Here is a 22,588-nt window from a genome sequence, read left to right as displayed (position 1 = left end):
GGATGAAGATGCTGAAAACTATCCTCAGACAGGTTACTCACAAACCGGTGACGACAACGTTTCCGGCAGAACCTGCCCGGCATTACGATGCGACCCGCGGTCACATTGTATTCGATCCGTCAAAGTGTGCATCGTGTACGATCTGTATGAAGCGCTGTCCGTCGCAGGCGATCATTGTTGATCGTGCGGCGAAGACGTGGACGATTGACCGGTTCCGGTGTGTTATCTGCGGCCAGTGCGTGGAGCTGTGTAAGTTCGGCGGGTTGTCGCTTGCAACCGAATACTCGGCTTCTGCGACGCCAAACGAGCGGGGAAAAGAAACATTTGCCATCACGTATGTGAAGCCTGAGCGTCCGAAGAAGGATGCTGAAGACGGGAAATAATTTTTTTCTTTTTTGCGGGGTAGGTATGGTTAAGATAACTAACCGTGTCCTCCTGTTTTTTTCCCGGAATCGTATTTCATGGTGGGCAAAGAGCTCCGCCAATATCAAAATATATATCCATCGAAACCAAATAGGACGGAATACCATGGGCGAGAGATATTGGGAAGTGGACGCAGTCCGGGGCATTGCCCTCGTCGGTATGATCGTGTACCACTTCCTTGCCTGCATGGTGATCTTCCACATGATCATTGAGGATGAAGAGTTCCTCAGCTACTATGGAACGATCAACATTGCATCGGCATCTTTTATCCTCATCGCGGGTGTTGCCCTGATTCTCCGGCATGCCCGTAAAAAAGGAAGAACAACAAAAGAGTACTACCGCTCCATCGTCATAAAAGCCCTGTTCCTCTTCGTCGTTGCAATCGGAATTACAATTGCCACTTATACAGGTGCGGCACTTCTCCTGCATAATGACGTGTATGTCAAGTTCGGTTTCCTGCATATGCTCAGCGTCTCAATGCTGCTGTGCCTGCCGTTCCTCCGGTTCGGGAAGTGGAACATACTTCCGGGCATCATTGTCGTCCTCCTTGGCATCTTCGTGATTCCGGAGATCACCGCTCCTGAATGGCTGTATCCGCTGGGCATTCATGGTGCGGACTTCCTGGACACAACGCAGGACTACTTCCCGCTGTTCCCCTGGTTCGGTGTGCTGCTGATCGGTATTGCGCTCGGTGATATCTTCTATCCCAACGGCATCCGCAGTTTCCGGTTTCCGGATGCGGGAAAAATCGGGAAGTTCTTTGCCCGTATGGGCAACGGCAAAGTGACGCTTGCGGTGTACCTGGCGCATATTCCGGTAATATTTGCGATACTGTGGATTGTGAGTATAGTCACGGGCATCGGGTATCTCTGAAATACTTTTTTGAAGAAAGCAGAAGGGTACTTCCTTCCTGATGGCATCACACGCTCTTCATACCCCAAAGAAAACACACATCATTTCCCGACGCCAAAAACTCTACCCGCATGAAGATCGATATAATCCACTCCACTACCGATATCGCCGGAACAAACCTCCGTGCCGCAATGGATGAACTCATCCAAAACCCGCCGGAAGGAGGATGGCCGCTCCTTACCAAACACACAATAACCTTCCGCGAATGGAACGACCGCATCATCAACGCAGACGACGCGATCACCAGTCCGGATACCGACCTCGTCATCTTCCTCGCCCGTCACGCAAGCGTTAACCCTGTCCCCGTTCTTACCGTCCACCCTGCCGGAAACTTCACCACCGCAGACCTTGGCGGAAACCCCCATGAACTCGGCCTTGCTGCGCCCGCATGGATGCGTGCGGTTCTTCGCAACCATCAGAAGTACGTTCCGGAAGGATTTCGGGTCTCCTACGAAATCACCCATCACGGCCCGACAAATATTCATGCCCCGTACTTCTTTGTCGAAGTGGGCAGTACCGAAACCGAATGGCGGAACAGAGACGCCGTCCGTGCCGCGGCAACAAGTGTCCTCATGGCCGACCCCGAAGAGGAAATCATTCCGTTGATCGGATTTGGCGGAACGCACTACGCCGTCCGGCAGACCGCCATTGCCCTCGAAACCCGGGGGGCATTCGGACACATGATGCATACCAGAAACATTGCTGGTACAGACACCGCAATGATCCAGCAGATGATCGAAAAAAGCGGCGCGATTGCCGCACATGTCGACAAAAAAGCGATGTCGAAACCGGAAGCCGCCCACATCGAAGGACTGCTGAAGGAGCTCGGCATCCCCGAAGTAACGGAAGGCGACCTGCACAAGATTGGAACCATGCCCTGGAAAATCTGGACTGACTTCCTCTCCTTTGCGCAAGAGATCGATCCTGCCGTCAAACTCTTCCCGCACGGAGAAATCGGTGCGGGAGAACCGGCCTCCATTATCCTTCCCGGGGACTTTTTCGGCGAAGCATTTGGCGGCAGGGAAGACGTCCTGTTTGCGGAACTGGATCGGATCGGCGGCGTGTTTCACCTCACCGGCAAAAGCGGGAAAGTTCTCCCGATCCTGCTGACAACCGCCTCCCGCCGCCGTGATATAGCAGGTGATTTAATAGCTTTATCAATCCAACAAATAACACGTACACAGGGTACCACGGTGGAAGGTGATCAGATCACCATAACCCGCCGGCAGTTTGACGCCCGGCTCGCGCGCACGCAGGGCGTCCCCTCCGGTCCGCTGTTTGGAAAACTCGTTGCAGGGGAATCTGTAACACTTCCGGACGGCAGAACGGTCACGCCGGAGATGGTGACAAAGACGGTTCAGTCCACCATCCATATCCCGGGATTGGAGAATTACTCATGAGATCAATCGTAGAAGAAGCACTATCACGCAAGCGGTTTGAAGAAACCGCACGCGACAACAGCGCAGTCTCCGCAATATATGACGCAGAGGATGAGGTCGAACTCACTCCCCGCAGAGAACAGGTATATGCAGAACCCGCACCCGAACCGGCTCGGGCAGCACCCGTTCCGACTCCGAGACCAGCCATTGAACCGGCAGCTCCCAAGCAGGACATTGACTTTTCCAGCCAGTACAAGTACACGGCGCCGGCAGCAAATCACACCGATGACGACGACGAGTTTGATGACATTCTTGAATCTCTGAAGACGAAGATCACCGTTGTCGGCTGCGGCGGCGGCGGGTCCAACACCGTTGCCCGCATCTTCGAAGAAGGTGTTGAGGGTGCGGAGATTTACGCACTGAACACCGATGCCCAGCACCTCTCGATGCTTCGCGGCCGTGTCGGAAAACGCATTCTGATCGGACGCCAGACGACAAAAGGACTTGGTGCCGGTGCAATGCCGCAGCGCGGCGAGGAAGCCGCACTTGAGAGCGAGGATGTTATCCGTCAGTCCATCAACGGTTCAAACATGGTCTTCGTCACCGCAGGTCTCGGCGGCGGAACCGGTACCGGCAGCGCACCAATCGTCGCAAAGATTGCCAAGGAAGTCGGTGCACTGACCATTGCAATCGTCACTCTTCCGTTCACGAGCGAGAGCGCGACCCGTATGGAAAACGCTGAGATCGGTCTTGAACGGCTTCGTGAGGTGGCAGACACCGTCATCGTCATCCCGAACGACCGCATTCTTGAGGTCGTCCCGCGTCTGCCGCTCTCCCAGGCATTCAAAGTCGCCGACGAAGTCCTCATGCGTGCCGTAAAAGGCATCACCGAACTGATCACCCTGCCCGGTCTTGTGAATCTCGACTTCGCCGATGTCCGCACCGTCATGGAACAGGGCGGTATCGCCATGATCGGTATGGGCGAGTCCGACAGCGAAGACAAAGCAACCGACTCCATCAAGAAAGCCCTGCGCTCTCCGCTGCTTGATGTGGACATCACCGGCGCAACCGCTGCACTCATCAACGTCATCGGCGGCCCGGACATGACCATGTTCGAGGCCGAAGGTGTTGTGCAGGAAGTGTACCAGCGCATCGACCCGGGAGCACGGATCATCTGGGGAGTGCAGGTTGACCCGGAGATGGAAGGCCGCATGCGTACCATGCTCATTGTAACGGGAGTTCAGTCCCCACAGATTTATGGTAAGCAGGAGCAAACATATACGGCACCACAATCGAGTCAGGTCCAGAAATCCAAGTTTGAGATTGACTTCCTGAGGTGAATATATTGGCAGACGAAAAAAATACTGAAAAGAAGGCAGCATCCTCTGCTGTAAACGTAAAGATGCCGGAGGTTTCGAAGCAGAGTATCTCCGAGTTCTTCCGCAAATACCTGCGTGTATTAAAACTTGCACGCAGACCAACGAAGGATGAGTTCTTCAAGATCTCCGCCGTTGCAGCAGCTGGTATCGCGGTTATCGGGGTTCTCGGTTTCATCATTTATCTGGTCTTCCACTACCTGCTCCCGTGAAACCATGACTGATTCAGAGTTTGGCAACCACTACTACATAATTAAGACAACGTCCAAGCACGAGCGGACGGTTGCAGATAATATCCGCGAGGCGATTGAGAATAACATGACGGACGTCGTCGTGACGGCTGTAGTGGTTCCGGAGGATATTAAGGGCTATGTCTTTGTGGAAAGTCCGGAAGAGCATGCAAGAATTGAGGAGCTTGTGGAGACAATTGCGCATGCGCGGATTGTTCTCAAAAACGAGACGTCAATGGAGGAGATCAAGCACTTCCTTGTGCCCAAACCGGCGGTGTCGGGTATTGAAGAGGGTACAATTGTTGAGCTGATCGCAGGGCCCTTCAAGGGTGAAAAGGCAGTGGTCAAGCGCGTGGACCACACCAAAGAAGAGATCACGGTGGAGCTGTACGAATCCATCGTACCGATTCCGATCACCGTGCGCGGCGACAATGTGCGTGTGATCGATCGCAACCACGAGTAATTTCTCATCTCCCTTTCTTTTTTTATGGATATCAGGGTTGTAGTGTATCCTCTGCTGGTTCTTGCCGGCGGGTGCTGTTACGGGATTCTTTCAACGATTGTAAAACTTGCCTACGCCCAGGGGTACACCTTTGCCGACGTGGTTATCAGCCAGTACTTCTCCGGCTGGATGTTTCTTGGCGTCTTTCTTTTGATACTTACGATCCTGCGGCGAAAAAAGGCAGTTCCTCCTTCACAACCCCGCACTCCGCTCCTGCGCCGTGCTGCGGTTCTGCTGATCACCGGTGCGGTTACCTGTTCGGTATGTCTCTTCTACTACCTCTCGCTTGAGACAACACTGGCATCGGTTGCAGTGGTGCTCCTGTTCCAGTTCACCTGGATTGGCATCATTCTGGAAAGCATTGCCGAGCGCAGACTTCCCTCGCGTACATCTGTAACCGCAGCGGTAATTCTTCTCGCCGGGACACTGCTTGCCGGCGGGGTTCTCGGGACGGAAATTACCCTGACCGTGATCGGGGTCTGCGCGGGTCTCCTGTGCGCGTTCTGTTATGCCGTGTTCATTTTTCTGAGCGGTCGCATCGAGCCCCGGATGCATCCGGTACACCGGAGTTTCTGGATTGTCACCTGCGCGCTGTTTGTACTTCTGTGCGTGCTTTCACCCGAATTCTTCACGAACGGCACCGTGATCTCCGGCATCTGGATCTATGGCGCAGCACTTGGTCTGTTCGGGGCATGCCTTCCTGTTTTACTTTATGCAGTCGGTACACCAAAGATCTCCACCGGTGCTGCAACGATCCTTAGCTCCTCGGAACTGCCGGTGGCTATCATCACTTCGGTCATCGTACTACACGAAGCTGTCTCCTGGGTTCAGTGGCTCGGAGTCCTGTGCATCTTTGCGGGGATCGCATACCCGCATCTCCCGGCTTTACGTTCTGCGGACAACCCGTGAGAACGATACAATGCCTGCAACCCATTACCTTTATGTTCTCATACGTCGACCCTATTAAACCAATGTTAGGCGGATCTTTGGATCTGCACTGACATACGGTGATACAATGGCAGAAACTGTCGAGGTACTGGTACCTGGCGGTAGAGCAACTGCAGGACCACCACTTGGTCCGGCACTGGGTCCCCTTGGGATCAACGTGAAAGCAGTCGTTGATGATATCAACAAGAAGACTGCTGAGTTCAACGGCATGTCTGTTCCGGTAACGGTTACAGTCGATGACAAAAAGAACGTCACGTTAACGGTCGGTATCCCTCCGACAACCGCACTTGTTATGAAGGAAGCGGGAATCGAGAAGGGCTCCGGCACTCCGAACACTCAGGCAGTTGGTAATCTGCCGCTTGAAGCTGTCATTCGCATTGCAAAGATGAAGATGGAGAGCATGCTTTCCTATGACCTGAAAAACTCGGTCAAGGAAGTCATGGGCACCTGCGTTTCCGTTGGTGTGACCATCGACGGCAAGACGGCGAAAGCCGCAATTGCCGCAGTCAATGCAGGCGAGTACGACGCACAGCTTGCATAAAGCGTGTGTCCAGCTTCAAACGGGTAGCGGGTGAGATACCCCGCGAAAAATGTACAGTTGTAGAGAACAACCATAGGAGATCGGATAAAAACCGGTCGAGAACTATGGAGGCTTCATCAAATGGTTGACAAGACCCAAATTATCAGCGCTGTTACGGCAGCAATGGAGCAGGCGCCCAAGAGGAAGTTCCAGGAGAGTATTGATATTACTATCAATCTCAAGCATGTGGACATGGCGCAGCCCAAAAACCGTATTGATGAGACGATTCTTCTGCCACAGGCAATAGGCGTCAAAAAGATCGCTGTCTTGGGTAAGGGAGACATTGTGTCCCAGGCTCGCAACGCAGGTGTCGATATCATTATCGGCCCTGAAGAGATTGAGCGCCTGGGTGGTGCCCCGCGCGAGGCACGTAAACTCGCAGGTCAGTACGACTACTTCCTTGCAGAGACTGCGGTCATGCCACTTGTTGGTCGCTGGCTCGGTCAGAGACTCGGTCCCCGCGGCAAAATGCCGCAGCCGATTCCGATGGGTCAGGACATTACTCCGATCGTTGAGCGTCTTCGGAACTCCGTCAAGATCCGGTCCAAGGACAGACTGAACATGTCTGTGAAGATCGGAAACACCGCCATGAGTGCGGATGCGGTAGCCGAGAACGTCGATGCGGTCTTAAAGAGAGTACTGGGAAGACTCGAAAACGGCGAACTGAATGTTCGTTCCGTCTACGTCAAGACTACGATGGGTCCCGCTGTGAAGGTGATGTAAACATGGCAATTTATACCCACCACCTTCCCGCGTGGAAACGCGAAGAAGTTGAATCGATTGTGGAGAACGCCGGCAAGCATGAGCTTATCGGCCTGGTGGACGTCTACGGTATTCCCGCAAGACAGTTCCAGCAGATCCGCAGGAACCTGCACGGCAATGCAGTTGTGAAGGTTGCAAGAAACACGCTCGTTGAGCATGCGTTCAATGAGCTTGGCGGTCACTTCATTGACCTCAATGGTCACGTAAGTGAGCACTCTGCACTGATCTTCGCCGACGGAAACCCGTTCAAGCTGTTCAAGTCTCTTGAACAGACAAAGACAAAGCGTTCCGCAAAAGCAGGCGAAGTCGCTCCTGAGGATATCGTTGTCCCCGCAGGACCAACTTCTTTCAAGCCCGGACCGATCGTCGGAGAACTCCAGCAGGCAGGTATCCCGGCAGCTATTGACGGCGGCAAGGTCAAAATTAAAGAGACCAAGACCGTTGTGAAAGCTGGTCAGGCTATCAACAAAAAACAGGCCGATGTTCTGGCTAAGCTTGATATCAAGCCGATGCCCGTCGGTTTATCACTTCTTGCCGTCGTATACGAAGGCGAGATTTATCTGCCGGATGTTCTTGGAATTGACGAAGAGGCATACAAGGCAAAGATCACTCTTGCAGCACAGCAGGTGTTCAACCTCGCAGTCAACGCAGCAGTTCCGACCTCATGTCCGTTTGTTACTGAGGCTCAGATTGCAAAGGCTGTCCGTGAGGCACGCAACCTTGGTGTGGAAGCCCCGATCTACGAGAAGGGTGTCATCGAGATGATCATCAGCAAGGCATACAGACAAGCAAACGCCCTGAAGGCATAATTATCATACAAAATAGGTGAAGATAAAATGGAGTACATTTACGCAGCTCTGTTAGTTCACTCCGCAGGCAAGACTGTGGATGAAGAATCGGTTAAGGCAGTTCTCTCTGCCGCAGGTATCGCAGTTGACGACTCCCGTGTAAAGGCACTTGTTGCCGCACTTGACGGTGTCGACATCGAGGAAGCAATCTCCAAGGCAGCAGCAGCACCGGTTGCAGTTGCAGCAGCAGGTGCAGCAGCACCGGCAGCCGCAGCAGCAGAAGAGGCAGCAGCACCGGAAGAGAACAAGGAAGAGGAAGAAGAGGACGCCATGGCAGGCCTTGGCGCACTCTTCGGATAAATTTCGATTCCGTTCTCATACAAGAGTTACATCGAAATATGCCGCAGCAGGTTACTGCCGCGGCATAATCCATATTTTCCTGACGTTTTTTGAGTACTGTTTTCACTCTATGCACCGACTTCGCGTCGGTTCCCTGACGGGACAAAAAATACATTCTACAAAACAGAGAATCGCAGAAAAACAGTTTTTCACAAAAAATAGTTTGATTGGTTTCTCGTGGGAATGGCGTATCTGTTTGCAGCATATCTGCAAATCGCGGCCAGTACCAAAAGGAAACAATCCTCCTATCTTGGGGACACAGATTCTTTCAGGGGAGCTGATTGTGCCGAAACGGTACTCTTTGACAGCTCCAGAAAACTTCCGGAAGCTGCCAGAGTTATCACCAGAATCCGCCTACGCCAACAGAACTCCCCAGCTCTGACGAATAGGTTGATGTGACACTGGCTTCGTCATAGACGAACAGTACCTGGGGTAGATACCCGTGATACTTTATTTGGACATAACCCAATATAAAGATTTTAGTTATGACAAAAATTCGCGGGAGGATTTTTCCCTGGTAAAATGGGATAAACCATCAGGTTTCAAGCGCTTTTCTGGAAATAGTGCCGTTTCGTGCAATCCATAACTCGGCTGATGCACAGGCATTTTCAATCAGTTCTGCAAGATCCAGACTCCCTTCCTCTTTTTCGATCAGTTCGACCGTGGAACGGGTGGCAGGTTTCCTGGGAACTGCAAGGCACCCGGTATCTCCCGGATTTTCATGAAATGTCCCGATTTTTCTGGCAATTGCAACTGTTTCCTCTTTATCATATGTAAGGATCGGCCGGAGGATCGGTGTCTCCACCGATGCGGTGATCACGCGCATATTCTGGATTGTCTGTGACGCAACCTGTCCAAGATTCTCTCCGGAAACAAGTGCATCAAACCTTCCCCGGGATGCAAGTGCATCCGCAACCCGCATCATAAACCGCTTGCAGAAGATGCACGTATAATGCCGGTCACAGGACGCAATCATCGCCGCAAAAAACGGCTCCATGTCCACAACCCATACCGCAAAATTTCGGCCCGGAGACCAGGTGGACAGAATCCGTGCATTGTCAAGTGCAAGATCTTTTGTTGCAGGTCCCGCCCATCTGCCGCCGTCCATAAAGACACCGGAGACGACAACACCGCGCCGCATCATCAGCCAGGCTGCAACCGGAGAATCGATTCCCGCCGAAAGAAGAACCATTGCTTTTCCTGCTGTTCCGAGCGGCAGCCCTCCCTGCCCCGGAATGCGGCTGTCGTAGACGATACCCCCGTACTCGCGTGCTTCCACAAAGATCTCGTACTCAGGATTATCCAGATCCACCACAAAATCCGGAACCTTCTCCCACACGGCATCCGCAACAATACGCGCAAGTTCCTGACTGGTGAACCCGCCAACATGCTGACGGCGTGCCCGTACCGCAAACCGCATTCCGGGATGCAGTTTTCCTTCGGCAACGGATATCGCCGCCGCAGCAATATCCTCGGGAGAGTTTCCGCAGGTTGTACAGATGCTCACATCTACAATCCCGAATACCCGTGAGACAACCGATGCAATCCGTTCCGCATCACCGTAGATCAGGACCCTGCCCCGGTACTCTTCGGTCTTGTACTCAATACTCTCTGCATCAAGCGCCGCACGGATATTGTGCATCAGCGATGCCATGAACTGTTTCTTTACCTGCTCGCTCTTCAGCCAGAGCTCGCCGATTCTCACCATTACTGCTGTGTCTGTCTCCATCGCTCCACACCTCCTGCCGCATAGCCGGCAACCCGTACATGGGAAAATCCAAGACCTTCCAACCGATCAAGGAGGGAGAGCGCTTTCTGCATCTCCCATGCCTCCACCTCCACAACCGCTTCATCTGCGATCAGCCGTACCCGGAGGGTCCCGGAAATTCCCTGATCCCGCAGCAGTGTTTCTGCAGCGGCAATCAGGCTCAGACGTTCCGTGGTAATGGTCACGCCGAACGGCAGCCGGGTTGCAAGACAGGATGACGGAGGAATCCGGGGGATCTCCAGCGTGTCGGCAAGGGAAAGGATATCTGCTTTCCCAAGACCTGCCTCGGCAAACGGACTGCAGATACCAAGCTGCTGCAGAACTGCATAGCCGGGTCTTTCTTTCGGGGAGTCATCAGCATGCGTACCGTCGCAGACACTGCTCCCCAGCTCATCCGCCAGCTTCAGAAGCGGGCGCATAATCTGCTGCTTACAGAGATAACAGCGGTCCACCGGATTTGATCGAATTGCTGCGTCCTTAAGCAGACCGATCTCAATCGGATACCAGGGAACACCAAGTTTTTTGCACATCGCATCTGCCCGTTCCGTCTCTCCCGGAACCGCAAACTCCGACAGAATAGTCGCAGCAGCAACCGGAAGATCCAGAGCCTTTGCTGTTGCAAGAAGGACAAGACTGTCCTGACCCCCGGAAAGTGCAATCAGCAGTGGTGCACGTTTTTGCAAAATCGATGCAAGTTTTGCCGGAATTATCGAAGGATTCTCATTCACTTTGTGAACATCCTGAAGTACTCAGTATTCGCTCTGAATCAATAAATATGCGACGGCTTTACCAATGTCTTCATGTATGCACTCTCTCCTGTGCAGGAATATCACAACATCTATAAGAATCAGGGCAGAACTATTTACTGTGAGATATGGCTGCAAAGAAATCTTCTAAAAAAACGGCTGAACCGGAGGCACCGGCAAAGCTGTTCTATATCTTCTATAATCAGGAACGCTGGGACAACTGGCTGAACACTCTTGCCGAAGCTGATTTTGCCGGTGATGATGACAGTGAAGAGATGCCGGAAGGATACCGTATTCTGGACGGATTCTCCGACGACATCACGCTTGCAACAATTAAAATCATCCGCCTGTATCAGAACGGCAGAATCTCTCTGGAAGATGCACGAACCAAGCTCCGCGGCGTTGAGGAGATCGTAATGGAGGAACTGCCGGAGTCAGAGGTTGCAGAGATTGTCGGGTCTATGCAGGTGTCCATGCTGGTGCTGTTTGCAGCCGGACAGAAGTACCTGGAAGAGGCATACCCGCCCAGTGAAGAGGTCAAAAACCTCGTGAAGGAAGGCCGCAAGGTCTTCGAAAAAGATCCGGAAAAGGCTCTGGACATTGCATCCTCAATCGGAGCAGCTGTTATTAACGGTGCATCCTGCTGCGGAAAATATGTCAAGGATACCGATGAGCCGACCCTCTTTGATGAGTGGCTTGTTGAGGTGGAGCGCATTGCTGACGCCATGAAGTCCTTAAAGAACTTCGACGAGGAAGCCGGAGAAGCCCAGTGATCGCAGGCCGTGCCCGGTTCCGCTACATCAAAAAACTTCAGCGGGCAGCGGGATACCGGTTGCCGGACGGCGCGTTTCACCCGGCAAATCTGGAAGCCATCACAGGGTCAATGAATATCGACAGCCTGGATCCCGGAACACGGGATCAGGTTCTCCGCTTTTACAAAGACTTTCTTGAGTGCAGCTGCCGCGACTCACCGCTCTGCGGGTGTCCGGAACGAAAGTTTGTGATTGCGGTTCTGGAACTGCGGGAGATGGGACTCAACCATAAGGAGATTCACAATCATCTTCTTGAAGAATACGGGATTGATCTGTTCCCTGCGGATATACTCAGTTTCCTTGAAGATTCCGTGCATCTTCTGGAGGCGGTGCGCAGCGTTGCAGACCTTGCCGGGCAGGAGGGACTGGTCAGACTTTCCGACGAACATATCCGCCAGATTGCCCGCTAACTGTTTTTCCCGTCACGTTTTTTGAGATGCAGAGTACAATAGATCATACATGAATCCGGGTTTTTCCGTATACGGGGTTGCTACCGGTCTTCTTGAGCCGGGCGATGATATTGTCGGGCGGGTGATTGCAGCCGTTGGTGATACGGAGGCAGAGAGAATCTGCGACCGTGATATTCTGCTCTTTGCAGAGTCACCCTTGTCCACCACCGAAGGGCGGAACATCCGGCTTGCCGATATTACGCCGGGCGAGAACGCCAGGGCGCTTGCAGAAAAGTATGATCTTGACCCACGAATTGCCGAGATTGTGATTGCGGAGAGCGATGAGATCCTTGGCGGTATTCCGGGATTTCTGCTTGCCGCACGGGGAAATCTTGTGCTTCCGAACGCGGGCGTGGATGAGTCCAACGCGCCGGACGGCTGGGTCACCCGTCTGCCGGAGGATGCAGACGCGAGTGCGGCACGCATCCGAAGGGAGATCCGGGAGCGTACCGGTAAAGAGGTTGCAGTGATCATCATCGACTCGCGCACGCATGCGATGCGGCTCGGCGTGTCGGGTGTTGCAATCGGATGTTCCGGTATTCTTCCGATCACCGATGAACGCGGCAGGCCGGATCTCTTCGGTCATGAACTGCAGGTGACCCGCCGGGCAATTGCCGACTCACTTGCATCAACCGCCGAGCTTCTGATGGGCGAGGCGGATGAAGGGGTGCCGGTGGTGCTTGTCCGCGGGTATCCGTATACGTTCGCGGAGAATGCGACAATCGAATCCATCGCACCGGATGAAGATCTTTTCCTGGGAAGTCTGACGAAAAAAGTGTGAGGACGGCCTTACGCAATGCGAAGGCCGTTCTCCTCGGCAATATCCACAAATGCGGCGGCAAGATATTCGGCCTGTTCCCGGGTCAGGCCGTAGGTGTTGAACTTCCACTGCTTTGTTACTCCCGGCATAATGCCGGTGATGCCGCGTTTTGCAAGGGCACTTGAGAGGAAGAAGCCCCGTTTTTTATGCGTCCGGGCAACCACATCAAAGGATGCGGAGGTGTCCATTCTGGTGAGTGTGTGGCGGCGCGGGACCTCTGAGGCGATCTTTGTTCCTTCAATGGAGAGGAGGGCATCCGTTACAATTTTGTGGTTGGCAAGTTCCTCGTCCCAGTGTTTCACCCGTTCCTTCACCGTCGGGAATGAGGCTATCAGCCCGACAATTGGAGCGCCCATGAGGGAGCAGCCGAGAATGCCCACCTGTTTTATGCCGAATCTGCGGCCGGTAACATCTCCGGAAATTTTCGTTGTCCGCAGAACAACGTCGGCATACTCATCGGTCGTGGCAAGGACGCCGGATGGTGCGGGGGCTGCCATGCTTTTGTGACCGGAGCCGACGACAAAGTCGGCGCCGAGGTCTTTTCCGTTCACCGGCAGGACCCCGACGGTATAGACGCCGTTGTAGAGTACGGGAATATCATACTGATGGGCAACCCGTGCAACACCTTTCACGTCATGGAAGTTACCATACATGAAGTCCACTGCATCGATGAAGAGTAGTTTCGGTGCGTACCCGAACTCGCGGATGGCCGCTTCGATCCGCTCGGCAGCGGTGTCGGCGGTGATGTGATGGTCCGGGGTCGGCGGAATTTCCCGGACCACGCCGTTGACCACTTCAACCGAGAGATACGCGGTGTAGTGTCCCATGCCGGTCATCATTACCGGTTCGCCTTTGCCGACGAGAGCGCCGGTCACTTCCTGAAACGCTCTGCGTGCACCCGGTACTACCTGCGACTGATCCATGCCGAGCCATGAGGAGAGGTCTGCGTGGAAGTCTGCAATGGGCGGGTTTGCAACGTAGTCCAGACGGAACGGTTTGTGGCAGTGATCACAGACCGAGTAGCCGTCGCCCCAGGCAATTACTGCCTTCATTGCTTCCGGTGTCAGTCTGCCAGCAGCCTGGATGGGATCTAGATTGATCGAGGACTCTTCCACGGTCCGTGTCTCAATTCCCGCGGCACATCTCATCGTCACAAGAGTTCCTCCTCAAGAACGGCAAGCTGTTTGCGTACAGCGTCAATAGATGTTCTGGCTGTTTCCTTCTCTTCATCGTTCAGCTGATGCAGAGGCGCTGTCCGGCGAAGTATGGTCCGGATATCGGTCAGGTGAAAGAGACCGGCAAATACTGCATCAATTGCTTTTTGTGACATAGATATCATCATGCATATCCGGCATTTGGTAATCCGCATGGATACAGTGCGGCTGGTTTTATTTCATGTTGGAATTCGGTCTTTCCCAAAGAACGGGAAGGCATGCTCATACTGCCAGTATGGTCGAATAAGAAAATTTTGCCCCTTGCGGGAAGAGCCAGGTGCCTGAATTGAACAGGCGTGGAACTGCTCTGCAGGCAGTCGCGTAGCCACTCCGCCAACCTGGCAGAAATCATCTCCTGCAGGTTTGCCGGAGAAGAGTTTCCGAGGATTCACAGTGTGAACTTCACACTGTGAATACAAGATTGTCTTCACTCCTATTTATACTTATTCGGAGTTTCGGCATTGTCCGCGGCATGAAAATCTATTTACCTGCAAAAGAAGAATGTGTATTCACAGTGTGAATGCAGCACGCAGGAGAATTTTTTCCATGACCAATACCTACAAAAAAGAAACGCTCGCCATACATGCCGGACAAAAACCGGATCCCGCAACAGGCGCGCGTGCTGAACCCATCTATATGACAACGGCCTACGTCTTCCGCGATGCAGCGCAGGCGGCAGGACGCTTCAGCCTCACTGAGGAGGGAAACATCTATACCCGCCTCACCAACCCGAACAACAGCTCGTTTGAGGAAAAAATTGCCGCACTCGAAGGAGGGACTGCGGCAATCAGCACCGCGTCCGGCATGGCAGCTATCAGCTACGCAGTTCTCGCCGTAACCCGTCCGGGGGATGAGATCGTCTCCGCCGACAACCTCTACGGCGGAACCTATGAACTCTTTCACCACACGCTGCCGAATCTCGGACGCACGGTCCGGTTTGTCAGCTCAGACAGCCTTGCGGAGCTGAAAGAGGCGATTACCGAAAAGACCCGTGCCGTATATTTTGAGTCCATCGGAAATCCGAAGCTTGACATCCCTGACTTTGCGGCGGTCGCAAAGATAGCTCATGACGCAGGAGTCCCTTTCATCGTTGACAACACCGTCGGCGTCGGTACGGTGCGGCCGATCGAACACGGCGCAGACATCGTTGTCATGTCTGCAACAAAGTATGTCAACGGTCACGGAACCGCACTTGCCGGCGTCATCGTTGAGAGCGGTAGATTCCCCTGGGATAACGGCAGGTTCCCCATGTTCACCGAGCCGGACCCGGCCTATCACGGTCTTGTACACTACAAAGCCTTCGGCCCTGCCACCGTCTCAACCAGTATCCGCGTCTCTCTGATGCGTGACATTGGTGCAACGCTCAGTCCGTTCCATGCCTGGCTTTCCTCCATCGGTCTTGAGACACTCTATCTCAGAGTGGGAAGGCATGCGGAGAATGCTCTTGCGGTCGCCGAGCATCTCAAAAACCATCCCAAGGTTGCCTGGGTCAACTATCCGGGACTTGCCGATCACCCCTCGCATGCAAACGCTGTCCGGTACTTCGGCGGTTCCGGCGGCCCGCTGGTCACCTTCGGGGTGAAGGGCGGATACGATGCAGCCGTCACCGTGCAGAACAGTGTGAGGCTCTTCTCGCTTCTTGCAAACATCGGTGATGCAAAATCCCTCATCATTCACCCGGCCTCAACCACCCACCAGCAGTTATCCTCGGAGGAACAGCGGGCAACCGGGGTAACCCCCGATACCATCCGGCTTTCCATCGGTCTTGAGAATGCCGCAGACATCATCGCCGACCTTGATCTGGCGCTGGAAAATATCTGAAAAATATTTTTTTATCTGCGCAGCGTTCCAAGCACCGCCGCACCGCAGACGATCAGTCCCGCCCACCAGAACACGACCGACGGTGACTCGGTTGGTGCCGGCGGAACGGTTGTGGGAACCGTGGTCCCCGGGATGGTCTCTGTCGGCCTGGGTGTCGGCGTCTCCATCGGCTTTGGTACCACGTCAAACGTTGCTGAAGAACTTGTGGAGACGGACTCACCCGAAACCTTCACGGTATAGGTATCAGGGGAAAGTTTCGATCCATCCACGGAAAAGCTCCATGAATTATCGGGAGAACCTTTCATCACCGCAACCGATCCCGCAGTTCCGTACGACGACACGGGATTATTTTTGCCGGAAGGAACAAAGGAGGCGGGCACTACTTCGACCAGCAGCTTGTCCTGCGGCGCAAGATTTGTCCGGCCGGACACGGCAAACGGCTCTCCGGCATACCGGGTGCCGACCGGCGTAATCTCAATGTACGGTGACTGCACCGTCAGTGTCAGCGTGGTGTAAAGATCATCGATGTACGGGGAGGCAAGCATCTTCACCAGAGCATTCGCCGCCTGCGAACCCTGTAACCTGCCGGGACCTTCCACCACAAACGAACTCTGGGTTCCGCCGCCCGGAGCCGCCATAGCAAGGACAGTTTTACCGTCCTGATGGATCTCCTGCACACCGAACCTGCCGTCGTTCATCGGATGCTCAACCACCACAAAGTACTCGCCTGCGGACATACTTTCCGGAATTGCCATCCGGTAGTCGTACCCGCCGTCGCTCACCGAAACGGTTCTGCGTTCATAGTAGTTTGAACCGAAGAGGAAGATCGCAACCGAGGATGGACTGCCGGTGACGGTTCCGGTGATATGAACGGTGTCGCCTTTGGCGGCGGCAAACGATGACGTTGCGGTACTGAGGCCCGGCTGCTTCAGCTGCACGGAGTAGGTTGCATACTGGGTGCCGGAGAGATGGGACTTGTCATTCATCGTGCTGACCGCGTAGATGGTGTAAGAACCGGTATCAAGACCGGTTGAGCTGGTATCCCACCGGTACTCCCAGGTGTGATCGGATTTAACGGAGACTTTGGTGAGTTCGCCGGATGCAAGGGTCGCAAGGCTGACACCGTTGGAGTTCAGGTTCGGGCCGGTGAGGAAGAGGTAAGTGGTATCCGAATCGGTGTTGGTTCCGGAGAGCCGTATTTCTTCCCCGAGATAGTATGAGTTCTTGGAGTCGGTTGCGGTCATACTCATGCCGCCGACGGTTATTCTGATGCTGACCCGGTCATAATCACTTCCTTTTCCGGCTGCTGTACCGTAATCAGTGATGTCGTTGATCCGGACGGTGTAAGAACCTTCTTCGACCGGACGGCCGTTTACGGGGCTGGTGGAGTACTGAACCACCCGTTTTCCGGAGGCGTCGGTGGTGACAACACCCCATGAGTTCGGATCGCCTGACGCACCGTCGGGAAGCAGAACGGATTTTTCACCGCCGCCGATGCTGACCTTCGGATTTTCCGACCCGCGGACAACACCGGGCTGTCCTGCGATCAGCTGCGGGCCCGGGCTGCGGCCCGCGTCAAGGCTGATGAGGTAGGGAGTGTTCGGCAGACCGCTGACGGTTACGGTGAACGGATTGCTCCGGACAACGGTTTCACTGCCGGCTGTGAGCGAAATTCCGGTACTGCTGCCAAGATAGTAGGTGACAGTGTTGGATTTCTTTGCGTAGTTGGCAAAGACCTGCGGCGTTATCCACTCGGCACGGGAGGTGTAAGTTCCGCCGCGCAGGGCGGAGTCGGCAAGGGATATGTCACGGGTTGTGACACGGACGGAGTTGATGTCAATGTCTGCAAGACTGACAGACCCAAGCATGGTGGTCTGACCGCCAACGGGTGTGGTTACGATGATCTGCGCTTTTGCGCCGATTCCGGACGGGCCGACCTTGGGTGAGTCAATGATGTAGTGGATGCTGCTGCTTTTGCTGACGGCTTTGCCGTCCACGGAGTCGGTGGAACCTGCATACTCAGCACGGAGGATAAGGTCCGGCTGCCAGATGTAGAGGTAGCCGCCGGTCCATTCACTGCCGTTATAGATGCGGTAAGCCCCGGTGTACCCCCCGACAGAGACGTCCAGGAGATTGATGACACCGTTTGCATCCGCCTGGATGGTGTTGAGGGCGGACGGATTTGCCGATCCGCTCATGTAGGCAATGGAGGTGGCATAGGCGGAGGCAGTGATTTGTATTTTGATCTTTTCATAGACAAATGCCGTATTTCCAGGGTACACGAGGCGTGCATCGCCGTTGAGGGGATAGGATTCGGCAGTCCCGCCGGAGAGGTATTGCGGGGATGGAACGGATACGGGCTGAGGTTCTTCTTCCTGCCGGGTCGATGCAGCTACTTTGGCATCAGCCTCTTCAAGAGCCTCCTCCAGTACGGTCTTCTGTTTTTTAAGGAGCCCCTGTATGCCCTCTACATCTTCCGGAAGAGAGGATTTCTCCGTGTCGGCGTATGGTTTCTGTTCGGGAGATTTCTGCTCCCCGGATTCAGACTCCTGTGTGGTTTCTGTTGGCTGCTGCGTCGGAATCACGGTCGTTGCTTCCGTCGTCGGCATCGTTGGTATCTCCGTTGTCTGCACGGTCGTTTCCTCGGTTGTCGGCACCGTTGGTATCTCCGTTGTCTGCACGGTCGTTGCTTCCGTCGTCGGCACTGTTGTTATCTCCGTTGTCTGCACGGTCGTTGCTTCCGTCGTTGGCACTGTTGTTATCACCGTTGTCGGTACGGTCGTTGCTTCCGTCGTCGGTACCGTTGGTATCTTTGCAGGGGAGGAATCCTCCTCTGTTCCGCCTTCATCAGCTGCCGCTCCTGCGGCGAACAACAACGCAAAAACGATCAGCACAAACAGATATTTTCTCGTAAATACACACTTCCCGAAATGTACTAAAAATAGATCGCAGGAAAATATAAAATCCTGTGGCTGGAAGATTACTCTTCCTTCTTTGCCGGAACACCGGCAATAGAACAACCTGCCCCGCACGGTTCCTTGGCAGCATCAGGTATCACACGATAGGCATTTGCCAGAACCGATGAGTTTGCAAGAAGTCCTGCAACCAGCACCGCCTCCAGAATTTCCTCTTTGGGGATACCCATCTTTTTTGCCACCTGCATGTGATACGCCGTACAGTGATCACAGCGGAGGGCTGCCCCCACCGCAAGGCTGATCAGCTCGATCACCCGCGGCTCCAGACTGCTCATCTGATTCACTGCATTCTTGTAGAGAAGATGCGAAATCAGCGCTTCGGGGCAGTCCTCAAGCTTCTTGTAAATTAACGGGGCGGTCCCGTACTCCTCCTCAACCCGGGCAAGCCAGTCGGCCGCCGTTGTTTTGGCACCCTTTTCTTCAAGTTCCCGGATAGCTTCCTGAAAATCCAAATCAAACTCAACCATGAATTACACCACAATATTTGTCTCCGATAACGGACGGATCCGGATCAGAATGTAATTGCGCATCCGGGACGGCAGGACATCCGCCACATCACCGACCGTAATATCCCCCTCAATCACCAGATCGCGAATACGCTGTGCATACTCCGCATAGCTGAGCTTTACCCGCAGACCGGTCAGCTGCACCGCAATCGGCGACGGCGAGTACACATCCTCTATCTCCGGAATCTCCTGCTTGATCATATCCTGAATCCGTGCAGGCGACACCGAGAGCGGATCATGCGACAGCTCTTTGCGTTTCTCGGAGATCACCCGTTCCACCTCCTCGATCACCAGATCCAGCCGGTGAATATCCGCCTCCGTCTGTGTCCGGTGCATGAACCGGCCGAGACCGCCGACATATCCCGCCACCGGCGGATCGGTCTGCTTCTCCAGCTGTTCGCGGGACGGCCCTCCGGTCAGAATGATCGGTACCGTAACGCCGCGGCGGAGCTTCGGGAACTTCTTCTCAATGCAGGTTGCAAAGTTGCCGAGCACATAGATTGCCAGATCGTGCTCATTGATCAGGTCGCGCTCCTCGTCATTGATCTGCGAGATGCGTTTGCCAAAACCTCTGGCCATTCCGAGAATGTTTGACTTCGAGCCGTGACTGCGCAGGTACTCGGCAACATCACAGGCCGAGTGCGGCAGGTGATGAATCTCCAGACTTGGAATCACCACGACAATCTCGGTACCGACCAGAGGCGAGGTCTGGACCTCGCCTGCAAGCGGACGGGAGAACTCCTTCAGCCCTTCGATATCGTCCTGCGGCATCAGCACCTGTAGCACAACCTCGTTGGCAATGTTGTGCCGCTGCACAATGTAGCCGCCGAGATCCTCAATGTAGTCAACCACCTCATCGAGCCGGTACACACCGCCCTTGTAGGTAACCGGAACAAGAATCATCGCAGCTCCTCCTCCATGAGCGTGAACCGGTCAGCAATAATCCGGTCAACATCCTCAGCCGGAAGCGTGTTCTCGCTTGCCGCATAGGAGAAGCGATCAGACCCGTAATTTTCGCGGCGGACCTTGAAGCCTTCCGGTGCAATCACCTGAATTGCATAGATCAGATCCTTAAACAGCGACTCTGCCGGATCGATGACGATCCAGTTTTCGAGATCTTTTGGGATAGCCACGTTGCTGATGATCACCGTGAACCGGTCGGGCTGGTCCACGTTGTCGTGACCGATCCGGTTCCAGAGCATCGCGAGCATCGCGGCAAGATAGGTCTCGTCACCTACTGCAATCGTTGCTTTTCCGTCCTGCACCAGCACGTTGCCCACATCCGACACCCGGATAGCCGCTCGCGGCGGACGGATCAGGCCGGTCGCCACAAACAGCGGATACTCAGGATCGATGTAGAGATGCAGCCCTTCCACAATCGAGAGCAGGTTGTGATCCTGCAGAACGGTTGTGGCGATTTTGTTGTAGTTGTCGGCACCATCCTCCGTGGACTCAACCGCGAAGTAGTCTAAGCCTGCCATCTACGCCTCCTTTTTCTGGTCAATGAAACCGGAGGCAAGAAGCGCCCCGCCGGTTGCGCCGATGTACTGTGAGTGGTGCGGAACAACGACCTCGGTGTTAAGCATGCGGCCCATGGCGCGGACGAGTCCCTGAATCAGGGACGAGCCGCCCACCATGATGACCGGCTCTTTGATGTCAACCTCCTGCAGCTGCTGCTCATACACCTGCTGGGCAACGCTGTGACAGGCTGCCGCCGCCACATCCTCGCGCTTGTATCCTGCGGCGAGGGCGTTCACCAGCGACTGGGTGCCGAACACGATACAGTAACTGTTCATCGGCACATCCTCGCCGCCCGCGCTCTTCATGGAAAGGGCGCCAAGTTCGGTGATGTCAACGTCCAGACGCTTTGCGGTCATCTCAAGGAATCTGCCGGACGCTCCGGCACAGATGCCGCCCATCGTAAACGATCCCGGAATTCCGTCGTTGACGCTGATGGCTTTGTTGTCCATACCGCCGATATCAATGACCGTGGCAAACCCTTTCTGGGCGTTCGCGAGATAGACGGCACCCTTCGAGTTGACCGTCAGCTCTTCCTGCACAAGATCGGCGTTCAGGTGTTTGCCGACAAGGAACCTGCCGTATCCTGTGGTGCCGATGGCTTCAATGTCGGAGATTTTGAGGCCGGACTCTTCGAGTGCCAGAGCGACGACTTCGTCGGCGCTCTTGAGCACCTCGGTGGTCGGTCTCCAGCCGGTACCGATGATCTCGTCGTCCTGCATGATGATGCACTTCGTGGTCGAGGACCCGGAGTCAACGCCCATGGTTGTTCCAACCTGCACTTCGCGTGCCATGAGGCTGCGTCTGCGGGCGATGGTGGTCAGGGCTTCGAGTCGTGTAAGAAGGGTGGACGAGCCCGTCCGCTCGTTGAAGGAGTAGGATACCACCGGAATGCGGGAGTTCTCTACGATGTAGCGGCGGAGCTCGTTTCTGACAATTGCTGCTTCCGCACAGCGGAAACAGCTTGCAATGAAGATACCGTCCGCTTCGATGCGGCCTTCAACGATAGCTTGGGCACGAGCGATGGCAAGTTTCAGGTCAGGGCTTTTGACCGGCAGACCAAAGTCTTTGTAGGCACGTTTGACGTCCTTTAATGCAACGTCGGGATAGAACATCTTGCCGCCGACCGTCTCGGCAGCAGTGGTTATTTCGTTCTGGATTCCGCTGTATTCTGCGCCGCAGGTGATCTGGGCGATTCGTACGGGCTGTTCGCTCATTGTTGTACCTCCAAGTTTTTCAGGAACTCTTTGATCGATGCAACAAACGTGACACCTTCCTCCTTTGATGTCGGATAGCGGAGTTCAAGCCGCGGAATGTCCTTTTCCCGGAGCATGAAGGCAAGGAGTTCGTTGGTTCGTGCACAGCCCATGCAGCCGAAGGCGAGATCGGGTTCGTCAATGATGATCGCGGCTTCCGCCTCCTCAACCAGTGGGCCGTAGAGGGACATGCGTCCCCGGATACCGGACGGAACTTCGACAGCCGCCCACTTGAGACCTTTCTGCGGGTCTTCCGAGGTCATCTGAATCGGGGGAGAGTCAAAGCCCGGGGTCTGAATATGTTCGCGTATCGAGATTGCCGATCCGAGCGGCTGATGGCCGAAGCGTGCCACGAGATCGGATAAGATGAGGCTGGTTGCCGGATAGATGAATACTTTTGCCAT

25 protein-coding genes and 1 tRNA gene are annotated in these 22,588 nt (G+C 54.5%); 15 read left to right on the top strand and 11 right to left on the bottom strand.

Annotation, left to right across the window (positions count from 1 at the left end):
- Positions 1–2: 2 nt before the first annotated feature.
- From O0S09_RS02360 to rpl12p, 11 genes are all read left to right on the top strand, one after another.
- Positions 3–383, top strand: coding sequence for a 4Fe-4S dicluster domain-containing protein (locus O0S09_RS02360; protein WP_268922308.1), 381 nt, complete (start codon positions 3–5; stop codon positions 381–383).
- A 145-nt stretch (positions 384–528) separates the two neighbouring features.
- Positions 529–1,296: a heparan-alpha-glucosaminide N-acetyltransferase gene (locus O0S09_RS02355; protein WP_268922307.1), complete on the top strand. Its 768-nt coding sequence runs from the start codon at positions 529–531 to the stop codon at positions 1,294–1,296.
- 110 nt (positions 1,297–1,406) lie between these two features.
- The gene (locus tag O0S09_RS02350; protein ID WP_268922306.1) at positions 1,407–2,735 is read left to right on the top strand and encodes a D-aminoacyl-tRNA deacylase; all 1,329 of its coding nucleotides are present in this window, start codon (positions 1,407–1,409) and stop codon (positions 2,733–2,735) included.
- Entirely contained in the window at positions 2,732–4,054 is a 1,323-nt protein-coding gene (ftsZ, locus tag O0S09_RS02345; RefSeq protein WP_268922305.1) for a cell division protein FtsZ, read from the top strand. Before O0S09_RS02350 ends, ftsZ begins: the two co-directional genes overlap by 4 nt.
- A gap of 62 nt (positions 4,055–4,116) precedes the next feature.
- Positions 4,117–4,302 carry a protein translocase SEC61 complex subunit gamma gene (locus tag O0S09_RS02340; protein WP_268922335.1) on the top strand — a complete coding sequence of 62 codons (186 nt, stop codon included), beginning with the start codon at positions 4,117–4,119 and terminating at the stop codon, positions 4,300–4,302.
- A gap of 4 nt (positions 4,303–4,306) precedes the next feature.
- Positions 4,307–4,783 (top strand): transcription elongation factor Spt5, encoded by a 477-nt coding sequence (locus tag O0S09_RS02335; protein ID WP_268922304.1) that lies wholly within the window; start codon positions 4,307–4,309, stop codon positions 4,781–4,783.
- Between the two features lie 24 nt (positions 4,784–4,807).
- A complete protein-coding gene (locus O0S09_RS02330) occupies positions 4,808–5,731 on the top strand; it encodes an EamA family transporter (protein ID WP_268922303.1) in 924 nt (307 codons plus the stop codon).
- Positions 5,732–5,837: 106 nt separating this feature from the next.
- Positions 5,838–6,311 carry a 50S ribosomal protein L11 gene (locus O0S09_RS02325; protein ID WP_268922302.1) on the top strand — a complete coding sequence of 158 codons (474 nt, stop codon included), beginning with the start codon at positions 5,838–5,840 and terminating at the stop codon, positions 6,309–6,311.
- A 120-nt stretch (positions 6,312–6,431) separates the two neighbouring features.
- Complete coding sequence (locus O0S09_RS02320; RefSeq protein ID WP_268922301.1) at positions 6,432–7,073, top strand: 50S ribosomal protein L1; 642 nt, start codon at positions 6,432–6,434, stop codon at positions 7,071–7,073.
- A gap of 2 nt (positions 7,074–7,075) precedes the next feature.
- On the top strand, positions 7,076–7,921 hold the full coding sequence (locus O0S09_RS02315; RefSeq protein WP_268922300.1) for a 50S ribosomal protein L10: 846 nt from the start codon (positions 7,076–7,078) through the stop codon (positions 7,919–7,921).
- A gap of 27 nt (positions 7,922–7,948) precedes the next feature.
- Positions 7,949–8,260 (top strand): 50S ribosomal protein P1, encoded by a 312-nt coding sequence (rpl12p, locus tag O0S09_RS02310; RefSeq protein WP_268922299.1) that lies wholly within the window; start codon positions 7,949–7,951, stop codon positions 8,258–8,260.
- A gap of 574 nt (positions 8,261–8,834) precedes the next feature.
- Here rpl12p and thiI read toward each other — a convergent pair.
- Both thiI and larE read right to left on the bottom strand, forming a co-directional pair.
- Complete coding sequence (gene thiI, locus O0S09_RS02305; RefSeq protein ID WP_268922298.1) at positions 8,835–10,028, bottom strand: tRNA uracil 4-sulfurtransferase ThiI; 1,194 nt, start codon at positions 10,026–10,028, stop codon at positions 8,835–8,837.
- Entirely contained in the window at positions 10,007–10,795 is a 789-nt protein-coding gene (gene larE, locus O0S09_RS02300) for an ATP-dependent sacrificial sulfur transferase LarE (RefSeq protein WP_268922297.1), read from the bottom strand. Before larE ends, thiI begins: the two co-directional genes overlap by 22 nt.
- Positions 10,796–10,941: 146 nt before the next feature.
- Between larE and O0S09_RS02295 the strand changes: the two genes are divergently transcribed.
- Genes O0S09_RS02295 through cofE form a run of 3 tightly spaced genes read left to right on the top strand, consistent with a single transcriptional unit; the run spans position 10,942 to position 12,855 of the window.
- The gene (locus O0S09_RS02295; protein ID WP_268922296.1) at positions 10,942–11,586 is read left to right on the top strand and encodes a DUF2150 family protein; all 645 of its coding nucleotides are present in this window, start codon (positions 10,942–10,944) and stop codon (positions 11,584–11,586) included.
- Positions 11,583–12,035 (top strand): DUF5814 domain-containing protein, encoded by a 453-nt coding sequence (locus O0S09_RS02290; RefSeq protein ID WP_268922295.1) that lies wholly within the window; start codon positions 11,583–11,585, stop codon positions 12,033–12,035. The genes O0S09_RS02295 and O0S09_RS02290 overlap by 4 nt, the downstream gene beginning before the upstream one ends.
- Positions 12,036–12,084: 49 nt before the next feature.
- On the top strand, positions 12,085–12,855 hold the full coding sequence (gene cofE / locus O0S09_RS02285) for a coenzyme F420-0:L-glutamate ligase (protein WP_268922294.1): 771 nt from the start codon (positions 12,085–12,087) through the stop codon (positions 12,853–12,855).
- Between the two features lie 8 nt (positions 12,856–12,863).
- On the opposite strand, the gene pscS is transcribed toward cofE, so the two are convergent.
- From pscS to O0S09_RS02270, 3 genes are all read right to left on the bottom strand, one after another.
- A complete protein-coding gene (pscS, locus tag O0S09_RS02280; protein ID WP_268922334.1) occupies positions 12,864–14,042 on the bottom strand; it encodes an O-phospho-L-seryl-tRNA:Cys-tRNA synthase in 1,179 nt (392 codons plus the stop codon).
- A gap of 2 nt (positions 14,043–14,044) precedes the next feature.
- Complete coding sequence (locus O0S09_RS02275) at positions 14,045–14,224, bottom strand: hypothetical protein (RefSeq protein ID WP_268922293.1); 180 nt, start codon at positions 14,222–14,224, stop codon at positions 14,045–14,047.
- Positions 14,225–14,379: 155 nt separating this feature from the next.
- Positions 14,380–14,451 (bottom strand) — tRNA-Cys (locus O0S09_RS02270).
- A gap of 203 nt (positions 14,452–14,654) precedes the next feature.
- Between O0S09_RS02270 and O0S09_RS02265 the strand changes: the two genes are divergently transcribed.
- Complete coding sequence (locus O0S09_RS02265; protein ID WP_268922292.1) at positions 14,655–15,929, top strand: O-acetylhomoserine aminocarboxypropyltransferase/cysteine synthase family protein; 1,275 nt, start codon at positions 14,655–14,657, stop codon at positions 15,927–15,929.
- A gap of 11 nt (positions 15,930–15,940) precedes the next feature.
- Here O0S09_RS02265 and O0S09_RS02260 read toward each other — a convergent pair whose 3' ends face one another.
- The 6 genes from O0S09_RS02260 to O0S09_RS02235 form a co-directional block, all read right to left on the bottom strand.
- Positions 15,941–18,823, bottom strand: a complete 2,883-nt coding sequence (locus O0S09_RS02260) for a hypothetical protein (RefSeq protein ID WP_268922291.1) — start codon at positions 18,821–18,823, stop codon at positions 15,941–15,943.
- Positions 18,824–18,909: 86 nt separating this feature from the next.
- Positions 18,910–19,371: a carboxymuconolactone decarboxylase family protein gene (locus O0S09_RS02255; protein WP_268922290.1), complete on the bottom strand. Its 462-nt coding sequence runs from the start codon at positions 19,369–19,371 to the stop codon at positions 18,910–18,912.
- A 3-nt stretch (positions 19,372–19,374) separates the two neighbouring features.
- A complete protein-coding gene (locus tag O0S09_RS02250; RefSeq protein WP_268922289.1) occupies positions 19,375–20,313 on the bottom strand; it encodes a methanogenesis marker 7 protein in 939 nt (312 codons plus the stop codon).
- Positions 20,310–20,891 (bottom strand): methanogenesis marker 17 protein, encoded by a 582-nt coding sequence (locus O0S09_RS02245; protein ID WP_268922288.1) that lies wholly within the window; start codon positions 20,889–20,891, stop codon positions 20,310–20,312. Before O0S09_RS02245 ends, O0S09_RS02250 begins: the two co-directional genes overlap by 4 nt.
- Positions 20,892–22,145 carry a methanogenesis marker 15 protein gene (locus O0S09_RS02240; RefSeq protein WP_268922287.1) on the bottom strand — a complete coding sequence of 418 codons (1,254 nt, stop codon included), beginning with the start codon at positions 22,143–22,145 and terminating at the stop codon, positions 20,892–20,894.
- Positions 22,142–22,588 (bottom strand): methanogenesis marker 5 protein, encoded by a 447-nt coding sequence (locus tag O0S09_RS02235; protein ID WP_268922286.1) that lies wholly within the window; start codon positions 22,586–22,588, stop codon positions 22,142–22,144. The genes O0S09_RS02240 and O0S09_RS02235 overlap by 4 nt, the downstream gene beginning before the upstream one ends.

The sequence above is a fragment of the Methanocorpusculum vombati genome (assembly GCF_026891935.1).
Lineage (GTDB): Archaea > Halobacteriota > Methanomicrobia > Methanomicrobiales > Methanocorpusculaceae > Methanocorpusculum > Methanocorpusculum vombati.
This window is presented reverse-complemented; position numbering and strand designations above follow the sequence as displayed.

What these genes read in the sequence shown, in the direction of transcription:
- O0S09_RS02360 (WP_268922308.1), top strand. Translation starts at nt 3, where the DNA reads ATGAAGATGCTGAAAACTATCCTCAGACAGGTTACTCACAAACCGGTG.
- O0S09_RS02355 (WP_268922307.1), top strand. Translation starts at nt 529, where the DNA reads ATGGGCGAGAGATATTGGGAAGTGGACGCAGTCCGGGGCATTGCCCTC.
- O0S09_RS02350 (WP_268922306.1), top strand. Translation starts at nt 1,407, where the DNA reads ATGAAGATCGATATAATCCACTCCACTACCGATATCGCCGGAACAAAC.
- ftsZ (WP_268922305.1), top strand. Translation starts at nt 2,732, where the DNA reads ATGAGATCAATCGTAGAAGAAGCACTATCACGCAAGCGGTTTGAAGAA.
- O0S09_RS02340 (WP_268922335.1), top strand. Translation starts at nt 4,117, where the DNA reads ATGCCGGAGGTTTCGAAGCAGAGTATCTCCGAGTTCTTCCGCAAATAC.
- O0S09_RS02335 (WP_268922304.1), top strand. Translation starts at nt 4,307, where the DNA reads ATGACTGATTCAGAGTTTGGCAACCACTACTACATAATTAAGACAACG.
- O0S09_RS02330 (WP_268922303.1), top strand. Translation starts at nt 4,808, where the DNA reads ATGGATATCAGGGTTGTAGTGTATCCTCTGCTGGTTCTTGCCGGCGGG.
- O0S09_RS02325 (WP_268922302.1), top strand. Translation starts at nt 5,838, where the DNA reads ATGGCAGAAACTGTCGAGGTACTGGTACCTGGCGGTAGAGCAACTGCA.
- O0S09_RS02320 (WP_268922301.1), top strand. Translation starts at nt 6,432, where the DNA reads ATGGTTGACAAGACCCAAATTATCAGCGCTGTTACGGCAGCAATGGAG.
- O0S09_RS02315 (WP_268922300.1), top strand. Translation starts at nt 7,076, where the DNA reads ATGGCAATTTATACCCACCACCTTCCCGCGTGGAAACGCGAAGAAGTT.
- rpl12p (WP_268922299.1), top strand. Translation starts at nt 7,949, where the DNA reads ATGGAGTACATTTACGCAGCTCTGTTAGTTCACTCCGCAGGCAAGACT.
- thiI (WP_268922298.1), bottom strand. Translation starts at nt 10,028, where the DNA reads ATGGAGACAGACACAGCAGTAATGGTGAGAATCGGCGAGCTCTGGCTG.
- O0S09_RS02295 (WP_268922296.1), top strand. Translation starts at nt 10,942, where the DNA reads ATGGCTGCAAAGAAATCTTCTAAAAAAACGGCTGAACCGGAGGCACCG.
- cofE (WP_268922294.1), top strand. Translation starts at nt 12,085, where the DNA reads ATGAATCCGGGTTTTTCCGTATACGGGGTTGCTACCGGTCTTCTTGAG.
- pscS (WP_268922334.1), bottom strand. Translation starts at nt 14,042, where the DNA reads ATGAGATGTGCCGCGGGAATTGAGACACGGACCGTGGAAGAGTCCTCG.
- O0S09_RS02275 (WP_268922293.1), bottom strand. Translation starts at nt 14,224, where the DNA reads ATGTCACAAAAAGCAATTGATGCAGTATTTGCCGGTCTCTTTCACCTG.
- O0S09_RS02265 (WP_268922292.1), top strand. Translation starts at nt 14,655, where the DNA reads ATGACCAATACCTACAAAAAAGAAACGCTCGCCATACATGCCGGACAA.
- O0S09_RS02255 (WP_268922290.1), bottom strand. Translation starts at nt 19,371, where the DNA reads ATGGTTGAGTTTGATTTGGATTTTCAGGAAGCTATCCGGGAACTTGAA.
- O0S09_RS02250 (WP_268922289.1), bottom strand. Translation starts at nt 20,313, where the DNA reads ATGATTCTTGTTCCGGTTACCTACAAGGGCGGTGTGTACCGGCTCGAT.
- O0S09_RS02245 (WP_268922288.1), bottom strand. Translation starts at nt 20,891, where the DNA reads ATGGCAGGCTTAGACTACTTCGCGGTTGAGTCCACGGAGGATGGTGCC.
- O0S09_RS02240 (WP_268922287.1), bottom strand. Translation starts at nt 22,145, where the DNA reads ATGAGCGAACAGCCCGTACGAATCGCCCAGATCACCTGCGGCGCAGAA.
- O0S09_RS02235 (WP_268922286.1), bottom strand. Translation starts at nt 22,588, where the DNA reads ATGGCAAAAGTATTCATCTATCCGGCAACCAGCCTCATCTTATCCGAT.